This window comes from Chromobacterium sp., assembly GCF_041912965.1.
Taxonomy (GTDB): domain Bacteria; phylum Pseudomonadota; class Gammaproteobacteria; order Burkholderiales; family Chromobacteriaceae; genus Chromobacterium; species Chromobacterium aquaticum.
In genome coordinates this window covers 1-14,905 of the sequence record NZ_JAYSGF010000065.1, presented here as the reverse complement: position 1 = coordinate 14,905, position 14,905 = coordinate 1, and the positions used below count along the sequence as shown (strand labels likewise).

Genomic DNA, 14,905 nt, shown 5'->3' with positions numbered 1-14,905 from the left:
CATCCACTTGGCTTTCCTGGCTCTATTGCTCCGGAGATCGTAAACAGGTTCTTAGGCAAAAGCCTGGCACACATCCACCCAGTCGGCCTGGGTGATGTGGTGCAGCTGCTGCGGCGATAGCCGCACCGCGCTGTGGACGGCGCCGGCGGCCGGCAGCACTTCGTCGTAGGCTTGCAGCGACACGTCCAGATAGATGGGCAGCTCGGTGGCGAGGCCAAACGGGCAGACGCCGCCCACCGGATGGCCGGTGATGGCTTCCACCTCGTCCGGCGGCAGCATCTTGCCCTTGCCAAAGGCGTCCTTGAACTTGCGGTTGTCGATGCGGGCGTCGCCGCGCGCCACCAGGATCACGTCGCGGCCGTCGTTCAGGCGGAAGGCCAGGGTCTTGGCGATGCGGCCGGGCTCCACGTCGTGGGCGGCGGCGGCTTCCGCCACGGTGGCGGTGCTGACTTCCAGCTCTATGATGGGGATGTCCAGCTGACGGGCGGCGAAAAACGCCTGGACGGACGCTAAGCTCATGTCTGGCCTCGAAGCGAAGGGTGGGGCGTTTCATTATTCCGCCCCATCCTTTGCTTGTGAAGCGTTTTTACTTCAGTCCTGCCGGGTGATGTCGCTGAGCTTATCGGCGATGTCCTGCGAGGTGGCGGCCTGTTCTTCCGCGGCGTTGGCGATTTCCACCACGAAATTGCGCATGGTGTTGATCTCGCCGACTATGGTTTGCAAGGCGCCCTCGGCGCGCTGGAAGTCGCTTTCCGTGGTCTGCACCTGTTCGCGGCCTTGCTCGATGGCGCGCACGTTTTGCTGCACCTCGCCCTGGATCGCGCGGATCATGTCGCCGATTTCCTGGGTGGCCTTGGTGGTGCGCTCGGCCAGCTTGCGCACCTCGTCCGCCACCACGGCGAAGCCGCGGCCCATCTCGCCGGCGCGCGCCGCCTCGATCGCCGCGTTCAAGGCCAGGAGATTGGTCTGGTCGGCGATGTCCTTGATCACATTGACGATCTGGCCGATGGCTTCCGAGCGTTGGCCCAGCGAGACTAGGCTGTCCGCGGTCTGGCGCACCATGGCGCCCACCTGCAGCATGCCCTGGTTGGTGTCGCTGACGATGGCCATGCTTTTCTTGGCCTCGCCCAGCATCAGCTCGGAGGATTCGGAGGCGGAGGCGGTTTGCACCGCCACGTTCTGGATGGTGGCGCTCATCGCCTGCATGTTTTCCGACAACTCGTTGATGCGGACCTCCAGGAATTCGCGGCGCTGATTGCCTTGATCCTGCAGCTGCTGGGCGCGCACTTCGGCGGACACGTCCTGAAAACTGGCCATGAAGCACAGCAGTTGATCGGGATGGGCGGTGTCCCAGATTGGAAACACCTTGGTCTTGAACATGACCTCGCCCACCGGAATCATAGCGATATGCTGGTCTATCTTGCGGCTGGCCAGATCGGCCAGGATGCGGCGGTTGTGCTCCGGGTCGCGGTGGAATTGGTGGATGCTGTGGCCGTGGGCGTTCTTGACGTCAACGCCGGCGCGGAATTTCTGGTTCATCATTTCTCGATGCCGGCCCAGAATCTCGCGCGCGGTCTTGTTCATGTAAAAGATTGTGTTGTCGCGGCTGGTGTCGCACAGCATGATCAGATTGTCGGCGTGGTCCAGCACGCTTTCCAGTTGGCGCACCTGGCGCGCCGCGTCCGCGGTCTTGTCGACCGCCTTCATGAAGCCGAACATCCTCATCTCCCGCCTAGGTAGTTTCACTCAAGCAACAGCTGCTTGTGGTTTGGCTGAGACGGAAGGGGAATGCAAGCCTTTTTTGATTTAAATCAAGTGCAATCGCATGATTTTAAAGGGTTAATTTATTCTCCCAGCGGCAGTTGCAGCGTCTCCTTGACCTCTTCCATCACCACATAGCTCTTGGATTCCTTGGCCGAGGGCAGTTGCAGCAGGATGTCGCCCAGCAGCTTGCGATACATCGACATGTCCGGGATGCGCGCCTTGATCAGGTAGTCGAATTCTCCGGACACCAGGTGGCATTCCAGGATTTCCGGGATACGCATGATTTCGCGGCGGAAGGCGTCGAAGATATTGCCGGATTTGGCTTCCAGCTTGATCTCCACGAACACCAGCAGCGCCGCGCCCATCGCATGCGGATTGAGGCGGGCGTAATAGCCTTCGATGATGCCGTCGCGCTCCATGCGGCGTACCCGCTCGGTGCACGGCGTGGTGGAAAGTCCCACCTTTTCAGAGAGTTCCGTCATCGAGATGCGGCCGTTTTTCTGCAGCAGGCGCAGGATTTTCAGGTCGGTTTTATCCAGCGCTTTGTCGCTGCTTGAACTTTTCTTCATGTTTTCACTATGTATATAAAAGTTTGCAGTTTAAAAATCTGTAGTCTGACGCTACTTTGGTGAAAAAACCCAGTGTTTCATTAATATACTACGCAAAATCACTATAGCCATGTAGTGCTGCAAACGGAGAGAGAAAATGAAGGTGATCGTGCTGGGCGGCGGTGTTCTGGGTGTGTCCACGGCTTGGTATCTGGCCAAGGCGGGCTGCGATGTGACGGTGCTGGAGCGCCAGGAAGGCGTGGCCTTGGAAACCAGCTTTGGCAATGCCGGCCAGATTTCCCCCGGATATTCCACCCCCTGGGCCGCGCCGGGCATTCCGCTGAAGGCGGCCAAATGGCTGTTCCAGCGTCACGCGCCGCTGGCGGTGAAGCCGGACGGCAGCCTGTACCAGCTGCAGTGGATCGCCAAGATGCTGGCCAACTGCAATGAAGACGCTTACGCGGTGAACAAGAGCCGGATGATGCGTCTGGCCGAATACAGCCGCGACAAGATGAAAGAGCTGCGCGCCGAAACCGGCATCGGCTACGAGGCGCGCCAGGGCGGCACGCTGCAGCTGTTCCGCAGCCAGGCCCAGGTGGACGGCGTCAGCAAGGACATCGCCGTGCTCAAGGAATGCGGCGTGGATTTCAAGGTGCTGGACCGGGACGGCTGCGCCGAGGTGGAGCCGGCGTTGGCCAGCGTCAAGCACAAGCTGACCGGCGGCCTGCAACTGCCCAATGACGAAACCGGCGATTGCAATCTGTTCACCGCCAGCCTGGCCGAGATGGCGCGCGCCAAGGGCGTGAAGTTCCGTTTCGGCGTGAGCGTGGACGGTATCGAGAGCGATGGCAAGCGCATCACCGGCATCCGCGTCGGCGACGATTTGCTGACCGCCGATCACTACGTGGTGGCGATGGGCAGCTTCTCCCGCGACATGGTCAAGTCGCTGGGCATCGATATTCCGGTTTACCCGGTCAAGGGCTATTCGCTGACCGTGCCGATTACCAATCCGGCCGGCGCGCCGGTGTCCACGGTGCTGGATGAAACCTACAAGGTGGCGATCACCCGTTTCGACGACCGCATCCGCGTCGGCGGCATGGCCGAGCTGTCCGGCTACGATCTGTCGCTGAACCCGCGCCGCCGCGAAACGCTGGAAATGGTGGTGGGCGATCTGTATCCGAACGGCGGCGACATCCCTGCCGCCAGCTTCTGGACCGGCCTGCGCCCGATGACGCCGGACGGCACGCCCATCGTCGGCGGCACCCGCTTCGCCAATCTGTCGCTGAACACCGGCCACGGCACCCTGGGCTGGACCATGGGCGCCGGCTCCGGCAAGGTGCTGGCCGACATCATCACCGGCGCCAAGCCGGAGATCAGCCTGGACGGTCTGTCCATGCAGCGCTACGCCAAACAGGGCGAGACCCTGGTGGTGCCGGCCGCGCGGCCGGCCGTGGCGGGCGCTTGAGCATGCGGCCGCTGATCGCCACCATCCGCACCCAATACCTGCGCGACAACTACCTGCTGGCCAAGCGCCAGCACGGCGGGCGGGTATTGGCGGTGCTGAAGGCCAACGGCTACGGCCACGACGCGGCGCGTTGCGCCCAGGCGCTGGCCGATGTCGCCGACGGTTTCGCCGTCGCCTGTCTTGAGGAAGCGCTGCACCTGCGCGCCGCCGGCGTGAGCGCGCCCATCCTGCTGCTGGAAGGGGTGTTCGAGGCCGCCGAACTGGCCGAGGTCGAGCGCCACCGCTTGTGGCTGGTGGTGCAGAGCGAAGAACAGCTGCGCATGCTGGAGGAGTCTCAGCCTGCCGCGCCGTTCCGCGTCTGGCTGATGCTGGACAGCGGCATGCACCGCGAGGGCTTCTTGCCGCGGCATTACCGCGCGGCCTGGGAACGCTTGCAGGCCAGCGGCAAGGCGGAGAGCATCGTCAAGATGACCCACTTCGCCCGCGCCGACGAGCCGACGGTGCCGATGACCCTGGCGCAGATAGAAAGCTTCGACGCCGCCACCGCCGGCCTGCCGGGGGAGGAGAGCGTGGCCAATTCCGCCGGCATCCTGTGCCATCCGCGCGCGCGCCGCGACTGGGGCCGCGCCGGCATCCTGCTTTACGGCGCCAGCCCGCTGCCGGCGGGCTTCCCGCAGGGCGATGAGCTGAAACCGGTGATGCGGCTGAGCAGCCGCATCTTCGGCGTGCGCGAGCTGGCCGCCGGCGAGCCCATCGGCTACGGCAACAACTTCGTCACCGAGCGGCCGACTCGGGTGGGCCTGATCGCCGGCGGCTACGCCGACGGCTATCCGCGGCTGGCGTCCAGCGGTAGCCCGGTGGCGGTGGACGGCCGCCGCTCGCGCATCATCGGCCGGGTGTCGATGGACATGATCACCGTGGACCTGAGCGAACTGCCCGCCGCCGGCATCGGCAGCGAGGTGGAGCTGTGGGGCGACACGGTGTCGGTCAACGAGGTGGCCGCCGCCGCCGGCAGCATTTCCTATGAATTGCTGTGCAATATCAAGCGCGCACGCTTTGTATTCGAATAAGTTTTTTCTGATCTTCTGAAAGATATTTTAGAATCAAACGACTAAGGGATAAGCCCGGCCATTGGCCGGGTTTTTTTATTCGTATTGAATTTTCTGTTGCGCTAAGGCCGCAAGGCTGGCATCAAGTCTGGGTAATAGTGTCATTATTTGATAATTATTCTCATTAGTCTGGACGCGTCATGGAATTTCTGTTTTCCTTTATTTAAAAATAGTTACGAATCCGATGATGATTAAATACAAAAAACCATCGCCAGCTCAGTTCTGGCAGATGGCGGGGATCGTCTGCTGGGGCGTGGCGGCGCAGGCCGCGGAAGTGCCCGGCATGTCTGGCAGCATGCATCAGCAGATGGAAAACGATTCGCGGCGTCTGTTGCAGGACAACAGCCGCCGTTTCGACGCCATCATCCAGCAGCAGCGCTTGCGGCAGATGCTGCCGGACAGCAATACCATGCATCGGCCGGAAGCGGCGGAGATGGGCGAGATGGACTGCCTGCGCGTCAAGGGCGTGCGCCTGGCCGGCATCAAGCTGCTGAGCCGCAAGGAAGTGGCCTCGCTGGGCGAACTGGCCAGCGACTGCCTGAACAACGAAGAGTTGAACCGCTATAGCCGCGGGTTGACCCAGCTCTATCTGAAGAAGGGCTATATCGCCGCGCGCGTGGCGGCCGAAGGGCCGGACGAGCAGGGCGTGCTGATCTTGCGCGTGCACGAAGGACGGGTGGAGAAGATCGTCAGCGACGACCGGCGCAGCAATCCGGCCACCTTGTTTCCCGGCGTGATCGGCCGGCCGCTGAACATACACGACGCCGACCAGGGGCTGGACCAGGCCAACCGCCTGCCGTCCAGCAAGGCGACATTGGACATCCTGCCCGGCGAGACCGTGGGCGGTTCCATCCTCAGCCTGCGCAACAATAAGGACGCGCCCTGGCGCTTGAACTTCAACGCCGACAACACCGGCCGCGACAGCACCGGCCGGGTGCAGGCCGGCGTGGGCCTGTCCTGGGACAGCCCGCTGGGTCTGTCCGATTTCGTCAGCGTGTCGGCGCAGCGCACCAGCAACGACAACGCGGTGCGGCATAGCCGCAGCGAATCGCTGTTTTATTCCCTGCCTTACGGCTATTGGACTTTCAGCGCCTTCGCCAGCCGCGCCGATTATCTGAACCCGCTGCAATTGCAGTACAGCGCGGTGAATTTGTCCGGGCGCACCGCGCAGAGCGGCCTGCGCGTGGACCGGGTGCTGAGCCGCGGCCAGGACCAGACCACTTCGCTGATGGCGCAACTGACGCATAAGCGGGTGCGCAATTATTTTCTCGACAGCGAGATCGAGATCACCAGCCCGACGCTGAGCGTGGCCGAGCTGGGCCTGTCCCGGCTGCAATTGCTCAGCGGCGGCGTATTGATCGCCGACGCCGGCGTGCAGCGCGGCACGCGCTGGCTGGGCGCCAGCGCGCCGGACCCGCGCGCGCCGGACGGTCCCAATCCGCAGTTCACCAAGTGGAAGGCGTCGCTGAACTGGTTTCAAAGCCTGGGCCTGCCTGGCGGACCGTACCAGCTCAATAGCGCGCTGACTGGCCAGACCAGCCGCGATTATCTGCCCGGCGTCGAACAGATGGATGTGTCCGACGCCAGTGCGGTGCGCGGTTTCCGCCGCAACACCCTGGCCGGGGAAACCGGCTGGTCCTGGCGCAATACCTTGTCGCGCCGCTTCGAACTGGCCGGCATCGGCGTGACGCCGCGTATCGGCCTGGACGGCGGCCGGGTGTTGCCGCATCGCTCGGTTCAGCAATGGCAGAGTATTGCCGGCGCCAGCCTGGGTCTGGCTTTCAGTTACCGCAAGGCCAGCCTGGACCTGGAGTACAGCCGGCCCTTGTACAAGCCGGCCGGCTGGCAGCAGGAAGGCCATCAGCTGTTCGCCAAACTGGCGCTGTCCTGGTGATGTCGTTGTGATTTATTTTTTGACGTGAACTTTTTTTGAAAGAAATTCGCCGCGAAGGCGACTAAGCGATATTGGCAGTATTTCATTTGAATTGATTTAAAAAGAGACGTAGATTCGAAATCAAACGTATGTTTCATCGTGGACGAATCCGGCTGGCAGGCTGGAAAGGCCCACGGAACATGGGTTGTCTGGATAGACGGTTTTGGACCGAATCTGCTTGTTCTCTGAATGAACGGGACTCAAATCATGAAGAAAAAAATAAATTTCGGCTTATCGGTAACGGGGAAAGTGGCCGCGGCGCTGACCCTGGCGTTTTGGGCGGTGGAAGCCGCGATGGCGGCCGGCATCGTCGCCGGCGGCAGCGGCGCGCAGCCGCAGGTGAGCAACGCCGCCAATGGCGCGGCGGTGGTCAATATCGTGGCGCCCAGCGCCGCGGGCCTGTCGCATAACCAATACCAGGATTTCAATGTCGGCAAGCCCGGCGCGGTGTTCAACAACTCCACCGCCGGCGGCCAATCGCAACTGGCCGGCCAGTTGGGCGCCAATGCCTTGCTGGGCGGGCGCGAAGCCAGCGTGATCTTGAACGAAGTGATCAGCCGCAACCCGTCCTTGCTGCTGGGCAAGCAGGAAGTGTTCGGCAAGGCCGCCGACTATGTGCTGGCCAACCCCAACGGCATCACTTGCAGCGGCTGCGGCTTTATCAACACGCCGCGTGCGTCGCTGCTGGTGGGCAACGCCAATATCGAAAACGGCGCCATCACCTCCTTGCAGGCGGCGATGAACGGCAACGCGCTCAGCGTCAACGGCGCCGGTCTGAGCGGCGTCAATGTGCTGGACCTGATCGCGCCGCGCATCGATGTGCGCGGCAATGTCGCCGCGCGTGAGCAGTTGAATGTCCGCGCCGGCTTCAACCTGGTGGATTATCAGGGCAAGGACGCCAAGGTGCTGCGCAGCGACAAGGCGCCGGAAGGCGTGGGTTCGCTGGACAGCGTGTTCCTGGGCGCGATGCAGGCCGGCCGCATCAATATCATCAGCACCGCCGACGGTGCCGGCGTCAATGTGGGCGGCAGCCTGAACGGCACGCAGGAAGTGTTGGTGGACGCGCGCCAGGGCAAACTGGCGCTGGAAGGCGCGCAGATCCGCGCCAGCGAAGGCAAGGTGGCCCTGGCCGCGCGCCAGATCGACAGCCGCGGCCGGGCGGAGACTTCCACCACTCAGGACAGCAATCACGACGAGAGCTGGTTTATCTGGAAGACCGGTGAAACCAATACCGCCAGCAACAGCAGCGACACTCGCATCAAGCGCAGCGTCATCAGCGCGCGCGACGATGTGAGCCTCAGCGCCGGCGACGCGGCGACCTTGGCCGCCACCGACATCAATGGCCGCAATGTGGCGCTCAGCGGCAAGGATCTGACACTGGACAGCCAGGTGGCGGACAGCGCGTCCAGCAGCAGCAATCACGCCTGGAAAAACTCCTGGGCCTATAACCGCGACCAGAGCGAAACCAGCCAGCGCCAGGAAGGCGTGCGCATCCGCGCTGAGCAGGACGCCACGCTGACCGCGGCGGCGACCGCGGCGGACAACCAGGCGGTGGACGGCGCGCAGCCGCGCGGCCAGATCGCCATCCGCGGCGGCAGCGTCAGCGCCGGCCAGGATATCCGCCTGCAGGCCGACGGCGGCGTGAAGCTGAGCGGCGTGACGGAAACCGATACCCGCAGCGACCGGGGCAATCGCAAGAACGACGGCGCCAGCCTGGAAACCGGCTCTTGGAACCATGCTTCCAGCGAGCAGCGCCTGGCGCAAAGCCAGCTGCGCGCCGGCCGTGATCTGGATATCCGCGCCAGCGGCGATATCGACGCCAAGGCGGCCAAGCTGGCCGCCGGCCGCGACGCCTCCCTGGACGCGGGCGGCGCGCTCGGCCTGGGCGTGCAGCAGACGACGAACCAGAACAGCCAGCGCAACGACCAGGTGTATTGGGGCGGCATCGGCGGCGGCGGCAACCGTGACAACGGCAAGACCGACACCGTCAACAACGGCAGCGATCTGACCGCCGGCGGCAAGCTGACGCTGCGCGGCGATAGCGTGGCGATCGCCGGCAGCCGCGCCCGCGGCGAGCGGGACGCGGTGGCGATCAGCCGCAACGGCGACATCAGCATCGACAGCGTGGTCAACCAATCGCAAACCCGCACCGATCAGCGCAGCGGCACTGCCTTCAACATCACCAAGAGCAGCAGCAAGGGCAATGCCAGCCAGCAGCAGGCGGTCAACGCCGAGCTGAAGTCCGACACCAATTTGAGCATCCAGTCCGCCAAGGACGTGGCGATCAGCGGCAGCCAGGTGCGCGCCGGCGGCGAATTGAACGTGGCCGCCAACGGCGACATCAAGGTGGCGGCGTCGCAGACCCGCGACACGGTGAAGAGCAAGGATACCGAGCTGGCGCTGCGCGGCGTCGGCGAGATCACCGGCGACAAGCAGTACCGCGGCGGCGTGCGCATCGAGCACAGCAGCAGCAGCGTGGACCGCGATGCGACCCAGAACCAGGCGGCGACGCTGTCCGGCGACAAGGTGGCGCTCAATGCCCAGGGCGATCTGACCGTGACCGGCTCCAAGCTGAACGCCGGCGCCGGCGGCGCGGCCCTCAGCGGCCAGAACGTCAGCCTGAACGCGGCGCAGGACACGGTGAAGGAAAGCAAGAGCAGCAGCGTCACCGGCGGCGGCATCTATATCGACGCCGGCCTGGACAAGACCGGCGTGGCGCTGGGCGTGGACCAGAAGAACAGCCGCAGCCAGTCCGACAGCAGCACCGCCCAGGTCAGCGCGATCAACTCCAAGGGCGGGGTCAGCATCGTCGCCGGCAATGGCGAAGGCGACATCCGCAACCAGGGCACCCAGGTCAAGGCGGATGGCGACATCAAGCTGGCTGGCGGCCGCATCGACAACCAGGCGGCCAACAGCACCCAGAAAACCACCACCGACAGCAGTCATTGGGGCGTGGAAGTGGGCGTCAACGCCGATTACAGCGGCGTGACCCGTCCGCTGGTGGCGGCCGGTGAAAAAGTGGTCAAGGGCGATGTGATCGGCGCGGCTGGCGCCGCCGGCGATCTGGGCGCGGCCAATCTGGGCGTGGATGTCGGCGTCAAGGCCGGCGTCGGCTCGGAAACCCGCCAGTCCAGCACCGCGCAGGCCAGCAGCCTGAACGGCGGCAATATCAAGGTGGATGCCAAGGCCGGGCTCAGCGATCAAGGCACCCAGTACCAGGCCGGCAACACGGTGGAGATCAAGGCTGACAGCCACCAGTTCACCGCCGCGGCCAATACCCAGAGCCAAAGCGGCAGCAAGACCGAGGCCGATGTCGGCGTGCGCGTCTACACCACCACCGGCGAGGACGTGAACGTCAAGGCGGCCGGCAGCGGCAGCACGGTGACCAGCGCTTCGTCCAGCTCCACCGCGGTCACCGGCGGCATCCGCGCCGGCAACGGCGTCAAGGTGGACGTGGACAACAACGCCGCTTACCAGGGCGTGGCCATCTCCGGCGGCAAGGGCGCGGCCAGCGTCAACGCCGGCGGCGACCTGAGCTTCAGTCAGGCCAATAACGCCAGCAGCAGCGAGCAGCACACCGTGGGCGGCAAGGCCAATCTGGCCATCACCACCAGCCCGATCGAGGGCGGCGGCAAGAATGTCGGCGGCAGCGGCGCGGTGGCGGTGAACGTGGACAAGCAGCAAGCCAAGTCCAGCAGCGCGGTGACCGGCGGCGTGGACGCTGACGCCGGCGTGAGCTTGACGGCTGGCGGCAAGCTGGGTCTGCAGGGCGACAAGATCGCCAGCCGCGGCGATGTGACCTTGCAGGGCGACAAGGTGGAGTTCAAGGCCGCCGAATCCAGCGCCGACAAGTCCGGCAGCCAGTGGGGCTTCGATCTCAAGGCCGGCGGCAGCCAGAGCAATGGCCAGGACAAGGCGAGCAAGGGCTTTAATGTGGGCGCCGGCGGCAATTACGCCAGCACCGACGAGTCCAGCCGCAGCCAGGCCGGCGGCAGCGTGGTCAGCGGCGGCAAAGCCAGCATCGAGTCCGGCAGCGGCGGCATTCGCCTGAGCGGCACCCAGGTGCAGGGCGACAGCGCCAAGCTGGACAGCCAGGGCGATATCCGCCTGGAGTCTGCACAGTCCAGCAGCCAACGCAACAACTGGAGCGTGGCCGGCAATATCGGCGGCGGCAACAAGGCCAGCAGCGACAAGGAAAACGGCCAGATCAAGCCTGACAGCACCAAGAACGTGCATGACATCAAGGCTGGCCTGGAGGTGAAGGTGGATCAGCAGGACAAGCTGAGCAACGCCAACGCCAGCGTGACCGCCAAGCAGCAAGTGGAACTGAACGCCGAGGGCAACGCCACCCTGGCCGGCGCCAATGTCAGCGGCAAGACCGTCACTGGCCAGGTGGGCGGCAAGCTGGCGCTGGAAAGCCGTCAGGATCGCGACAACAGCGTGAAGGTGGACGTGGCGCTGGGCGTCAACAGCTCCAACGGCAAGGAGGATGGCCTGGTCGATCAGGTCGCCGACAAGGCCGGCCCGCTGAAGGACAAGGTGAAGGAGAAGGGCACCGAACTGGTCAACGCCGCGTCCGACAAGGTGAAGGAGAAGTACGACAGCTTCGCCTTCAACAAGGGTCTGAAGGAAGACACCACCAATGCGGTGAGCTTCAACGCCAACAGTGAAACCGTCACCCTGCCCGAGCAGCCGACTTCCGGCCCGGCCAAGTCCGGCACGCTGGACACCCTGGCGCGCAAAGGCGGCAACACGCTGAAGGACAAGCTGCTGAACGCTCAGGACAAGGGCACCGAGCTGAAGGCCGACGTGGACGTCAGCGTCAAGCGCGACAACTCGGTGGGCACGGTCACCGGCATCGCCGGCGCCGACGGCGTGACGCTGCAAGTGGGCGGCAAGACCCAGCTGACCGGCGCGACCGTGTCGTCCGCCAACGGCAAGGTGGACTTGGGCGATTCCAAGGTGGAAACCGCCGACATCGCCACCGAGCGCTACAAGGGCGGCGGCGGGGTCAAGCTGAACAGCACCCCGTCCGGCATCCTGAAGCAGGCGGTCAGCGATGTGACTTCCGGCAAGGCGCCGCTGATCCGCGCCGAGCATGAGAATACGCCGACCGTGGTGAAGGGCGGCATCCAGGGCAAGTAAGACGCTTGGTCAAAAGCGAAAACCCCCGTCGGGCAACTGGCGGGGGTTTTGTTTTGGAGTGGCTGTTATTACAGGGGAATGAACTCGGTCTCGCCCGGCACCATCGGGAAACGCTGGGCGATCCAGTCCGCGCGCGCCTGGGCCAGCCGCTCGCGGCGGCGGGACACGAAATTCCAGTCCAGATAGCGCGGGCTGGCCGGCGGCGTGCCGCCCAGCAGCATCACCCGGCTGTCGCGCCGCGCGATCAGTTCGCCGCCCTGACCGGTTTGCAGCAGGCCCAATTCGTTGACGTTCAGCGTGGCGCCGTCCACGTCCAGTTCGCCGGCGGCGACATAGGCGGCCAGTTCATCCACGCCTTGCGGCAGCGCCAAGCGCGCGCCGGCCGGCATGGCGGCGCTGGCGTAGAACACCGGCAGCGGATAGGCGACCGGCGAGCGATGGCCCCAGCCTTCGCCGATCAGCAGGTTCAGTTCCACCCCGTCCTGGTTCCAGCGCGGCAAGTCCTCGGCCGGGTAATGGGCGAAGGCCGGCTCGCATTCCTCCAGTTCATCCGGCAGCGCCAGCCACAACTGCATGCCTTCCACCGCCACGCCTTGCTGGCGGATGTCGGCCGGCACCCGCTCGGAGTGGGTGATGCCGCTGCCGGCGGTCATCAGATTGACCGCGCCGGGCGCGATGCGCTGCACCGTGCCCAGGCTGTCGCGATGCATCATCGCGCCGGAAAACAGATAGGTGACGGTGGCCAGGCCGATGTGCGGATGCGGCCGTACATCGCCGGCGCTGCCTTCGGCGGCGAAATGGGCCGGGCCCATGTGATCGAGAAACACGAAGGGGCCGACGCGGCGCGCCTGGCGGGTGGGCAGCAGCCGGCGCACCGGAAAGCCGATGTCGCGGTCCAGGCTGGCGATGGTTTGGGTGAGTAGCGGCATAATGCCTCCAGGCAATGGCATGCGGGTCAGAAGCGTCCGTCGCGGAAATCGCTGATGGCTTCTTCCACTTGTTCGCGCGTATTCATCACAAACGGGCCCCATTGCGCGATGGGTTCGCCCAGGGGCTTGCCGGCAATCAGCAGCAAGCGGCTGTCGGCGGAAGCGCGGAGGCTGACGCCGTCGCTGTCGGCGCGCTTGTCCAGCACCGCCATCTGTCTCTCCTTGACGCCGCGCTGTTGCGCGCCGACGGCGATCTCGCCCTGGTAAACATAGAGGAAGGCATTATGGCCGGCCGGGATTTCCAGCGTCTCTTCGCTGCCGGCGTCCAGATGCAGGTCCAGGTAGAGCGGTTCGGTGGCTTCGCGTTCCACCGCGCCGGCCTGGCCGCGCCACTGGCCGGCGATCAGGCGGGCCTCGCCTTGGGCTGGCGCAGACGGAATCTCGGCGGCGGGGATGTCGCGATACCACGGCGCGCACAGTTTGCGCTCCGCCGGCAGGTTCAGCCACAGCTGGAAGCCGTGCATCAGCCCATCCTCCTGCTCCGGCAGCTCGGAATGGACGATGCCGCGGCCGGCGGTCATCCATTGCACGCCGCCGGGGCCGAGCAGGCCTTCGTTGCCGCTATTGTCGCGGTGGCGCATGCGGCCGGCCAGCATATAGGTGACGGTTTCGAAGCCGCGGTGCGGATGGCTGGGAAAGCCGGCGATATAGTCGTCGGGATTGTCGGAACGGAATTCGTCCAGCATCAGGAAAGGGTCCAGCCGTCTTTGCAGATCGGAGCCGAGCACGCGCAGCAGGCGCACGCCGGCGCCGTCCGACACCGCCTGGCCGTTGACCAGGCGTTCCGCTTCCCGGCTGATGAATGGGTGTTGCATGACCATGTCTCCCGGTGGGGCCGGACTGGCGTCCGGCGGTTTACATGGCCGGATTATTGCGCGCCGTCGCCGCGCTTGATAGCGCAAAGAACTGCGCGTCAGATTCAAAAAATCTGAACGCGCGGCGGTCTCAACTCAGGGCGGCTTGCTGGCTCTGTCCGCGCAGATAGTCTTCCAGCGCATGGCCGGCGGACAGGATGTGGAAGCGGATGAATTCCGCCGCCTCGTCGGCCTTGCCCTGGCGCGACAGCTCCAGCAACTGGCTGTGCTCCTCGTGCGCCCGTTCCATGGTGCGGGTGAACAGGATCTGCATCCGGGTGTAGCGGTCGGTCTTGTTGTGCAGTTGCTCGATCAGCGCCAGCGTGTTGGGCCGCTTGGCGGCGCGGTATAGCGCCAGGTGGAAGCGGGAGTTCAATTCGCCCCAGTGGCGCACATCGTTGTTGCGCAGCGCTTGTTCGAATTCGCGCAGGGTTTGCTGGGCCAGATCGTGATCGGCCCTGGTGTGACAGGGGATGGCGGCTTTGAGCACCGAACCTTCCAGCATCGCGCGGATTTCCAGCAGTTCCAGTACGTCTTCCAGCGACAGCTTGGACACCAGCGCGCCCTTGTGGTCGATGATCTGGATCAGGCCTTCGGCTTCGAGCTGGCGCAGCGCTTCGCGCACCGGCACCCGGCTGACGCCGTATTCATTGGACAGCGCTTCTTGGCGCAGCTGTTGGCCATCGGCGAATTCTCCGGAGAGAATGCGCTGGCGCAGGGATTCGGTTACGGCACTGGTGAGCGTCTGGCGCTTGATTGGCTGCAAGGTGGTCATGGTGGTGGGTGTCTTAGGTCAGTCAAGCGGTGTCATGCGAATGTATTCGATTATACGGAGCTTGAACTGTCAGACAAGGCCCAAAACTGACCTTAGGGGTCGCCAAAATGAAAAAACCCGGCGTTTAGGCCGGGTTTTTAAGGCTTGGGGTGGATGATGGGGCTCGAACCCACGACAACAGGAATCACAATCCTGGACTCTACCAACTGAGCTACATCCACCGCAGAAAGCGGTGAGTCAACGCCCTAGGGCGGTAACTTGAATAGGGTGGGGTGGATGATGGGGCTCGAACCCACGACAACAGGAATCACAATCCTGGACTC

At 64.4% G+C, this 14,905-nt stretch carries 10 protein-coding genes and 1 tRNA gene; 4 read left to right on the top strand and 7 right to left on the bottom strand.

Translation table 11 applies throughout. The features are described 5' to 3' along the window. Nucleotides 1–51: 51 nt before the first annotated feature. The 3 genes from ACE3QM_RS21695 to ACE3QM_RS21685 form a co-directional block, all read right to left on the bottom strand. Nucleotides 52–519 carry a YbaK/EbsC family protein gene (locus tag ACE3QM_RS21695; protein ID WP_043641076.1) on the bottom strand — a complete coding sequence of 156 codons (468 nt, stop codon included), beginning with the start codon at nucleotides 517–519 and terminating at the stop codon, nucleotides 52–54. Nucleotides 520–591: 72 nt separating this feature from the next. Continuing rightward, nucleotides 592–1,719 carry a methyl-accepting chemotaxis protein gene (locus ACE3QM_RS21690; protein WP_374424802.1) on the bottom strand — a complete coding sequence of 376 codons (1,128 nt, stop codon included), beginning with the start codon at nucleotides 1,717–1,719 and terminating at the stop codon, nucleotides 592–594. A 125-nt stretch (nucleotides 1,720–1,844) separates the two neighbouring features. Then, nucleotides 1,845–2,333: a winged helix-turn-helix transcriptional regulator gene (locus ACE3QM_RS21685; protein ID WP_048410473.1), complete on the bottom strand. Its 489-nt coding sequence runs from the start codon at nucleotides 2,331–2,333 to the stop codon at nucleotides 1,845–1,847. A 136-nt stretch (nucleotides 2,334–2,469) separates the two neighbouring features. On the opposite strand from ACE3QM_RS21685, the gene ACE3QM_RS21680 reads away from it, so the two are divergent. From ACE3QM_RS21680 to ACE3QM_RS21665, 4 genes are all read left to right on the top strand, one after another. Further along, nucleotides 2,470–3,777, top strand: coding sequence for a D-amino acid dehydrogenase (locus ACE3QM_RS21680; RefSeq protein ID WP_374424800.1), 1,308 nt, complete (start codon nucleotides 2,470–2,472; stop codon nucleotides 3,775–3,777). A gap of 2 nt (nucleotides 3,778–3,779) precedes the next feature. Next, nucleotides 3,780–4,847, top strand: coding sequence for an alanine racemase (gene alr, locus ACE3QM_RS21675; RefSeq protein ID WP_374424798.1), 1,068 nt, complete (start codon nucleotides 3,780–3,782; stop codon nucleotides 4,845–4,847). A 226-nt stretch (nucleotides 4,848–5,073) separates the two neighbouring features. Continuing rightward, nucleotides 5,074–6,780 (top strand): ShlB/FhaC/HecB family hemolysin secretion/activation protein, encoded by a 1,707-nt coding sequence (locus tag ACE3QM_RS21670; RefSeq protein ID WP_048410500.1) that lies wholly within the window; start codon nucleotides 5,074–5,076, stop codon nucleotides 6,778–6,780. Nucleotides 6,781–7,026: 246 nt separating this feature from the next. Beyond that, nucleotides 7,027–11,964 (top strand): hemagglutinin repeat-containing protein, encoded by a 4,938-nt coding sequence (locus ACE3QM_RS21665; RefSeq protein ID WP_374424795.1) that lies wholly within the window; start codon nucleotides 7,027–7,029, stop codon nucleotides 11,962–11,964. Nucleotides 11,965–12,032: 68 nt separating this feature from the next. Here the strand turns inward: ACE3QM_RS21665 and ACE3QM_RS21660 are convergent, their stop codons facing one another. The 4 genes from ACE3QM_RS21660 to ACE3QM_RS21645 all read right to left on the bottom strand — a co-directional run bounded on the left by ACE3QM_RS21660 (nucleotide 12,033) and on the right by ACE3QM_RS21645 (nucleotide 14,803). Further along, nucleotides 12,033–12,893, bottom strand: coding sequence for a pirin family protein (locus tag ACE3QM_RS21660; RefSeq protein ID WP_374424793.1), 861 nt, complete (start codon nucleotides 12,891–12,893; stop codon nucleotides 12,033–12,035). 26 nt (nucleotides 12,894–12,919) lie between these two features. Then, a complete protein-coding gene (locus tag ACE3QM_RS21655) occupies nucleotides 12,920–13,768 on the bottom strand; it encodes a pirin family protein (RefSeq protein WP_374424791.1) in 849 nt (282 codons plus the stop codon). A 130-nt stretch (nucleotides 13,769–13,898) separates the two neighbouring features. Further along, nucleotides 13,899–14,582: a GntR family transcriptional regulator gene (locus tag ACE3QM_RS21650; protein WP_231463154.1), complete on the bottom strand. Its 684-nt coding sequence runs from the start codon at nucleotides 14,580–14,582 to the stop codon at nucleotides 13,899–13,901. A gap of 145 nt (nucleotides 14,583–14,727) precedes the next feature. Next, nucleotides 14,728–14,803, bottom strand: a tRNA-His gene (locus tag ACE3QM_RS21645). Nucleotides 14,804–14,905: the final 102 nt, after the last annotated feature.

Coding starts and splice junctions, on each gene's coding strand:
- ACE3QM_RS21695 (WP_043641076.1), bottom strand. CDS start 519: ATGAGCTTAGCGTCCGTCCAGGCGTTTTTCGCCGCCCGTCAGCTGGAC.
- ACE3QM_RS21690 (WP_374424802.1), bottom strand. CDS start 1,719: ATGTTCGGCTTCATGAAGGCGGTCGACAAGACCGCGGACGCGGCGCGC.
- ACE3QM_RS21685 (WP_048410473.1), bottom strand. CDS start 2,333: ATGAAGAAAAGTTCAAGCAGCGACAAAGCGCTGGATAAAACCGACCTG.
- ACE3QM_RS21680 (WP_374424800.1), top strand. CDS start 2,470: ATGAAGGTGATCGTGCTGGGCGGCGGTGTTCTGGGTGTGTCCACGGCT.
- alr (WP_374424798.1), top strand. CDS start 3,780: ATGCGGCCGCTGATCGCCACCATCCGCACCCAATACCTGCGCGACAAC.
- ACE3QM_RS21670 (WP_048410500.1), top strand. CDS start 5,074: ATGATTAAATACAAAAAACCATCGCCAGCTCAGTTCTGGCAGATGGCG.
- ACE3QM_RS21665 (WP_374424795.1), top strand. CDS start 7,027: ATGAAGAAAAAAATAAATTTCGGCTTATCGGTAACGGGGAAAGTGGCC.
- ACE3QM_RS21660 (WP_374424793.1), bottom strand. CDS start 12,893: ATGCCGCTACTCACCCAAACCATCGCCAGCCTGGACCGCGACATCGGC.
- ACE3QM_RS21655 (WP_374424791.1), bottom strand. CDS start 13,768: ATGCAACACCCATTCATCAGCCGGGAAGCGGAACGCCTGGTCAACGGC.
- ACE3QM_RS21650 (WP_231463154.1), bottom strand. CDS start 14,582: ATGACCACCTTGCAGCCAATCAAGCGCCAGACGCTCACCAGTGCCGTA.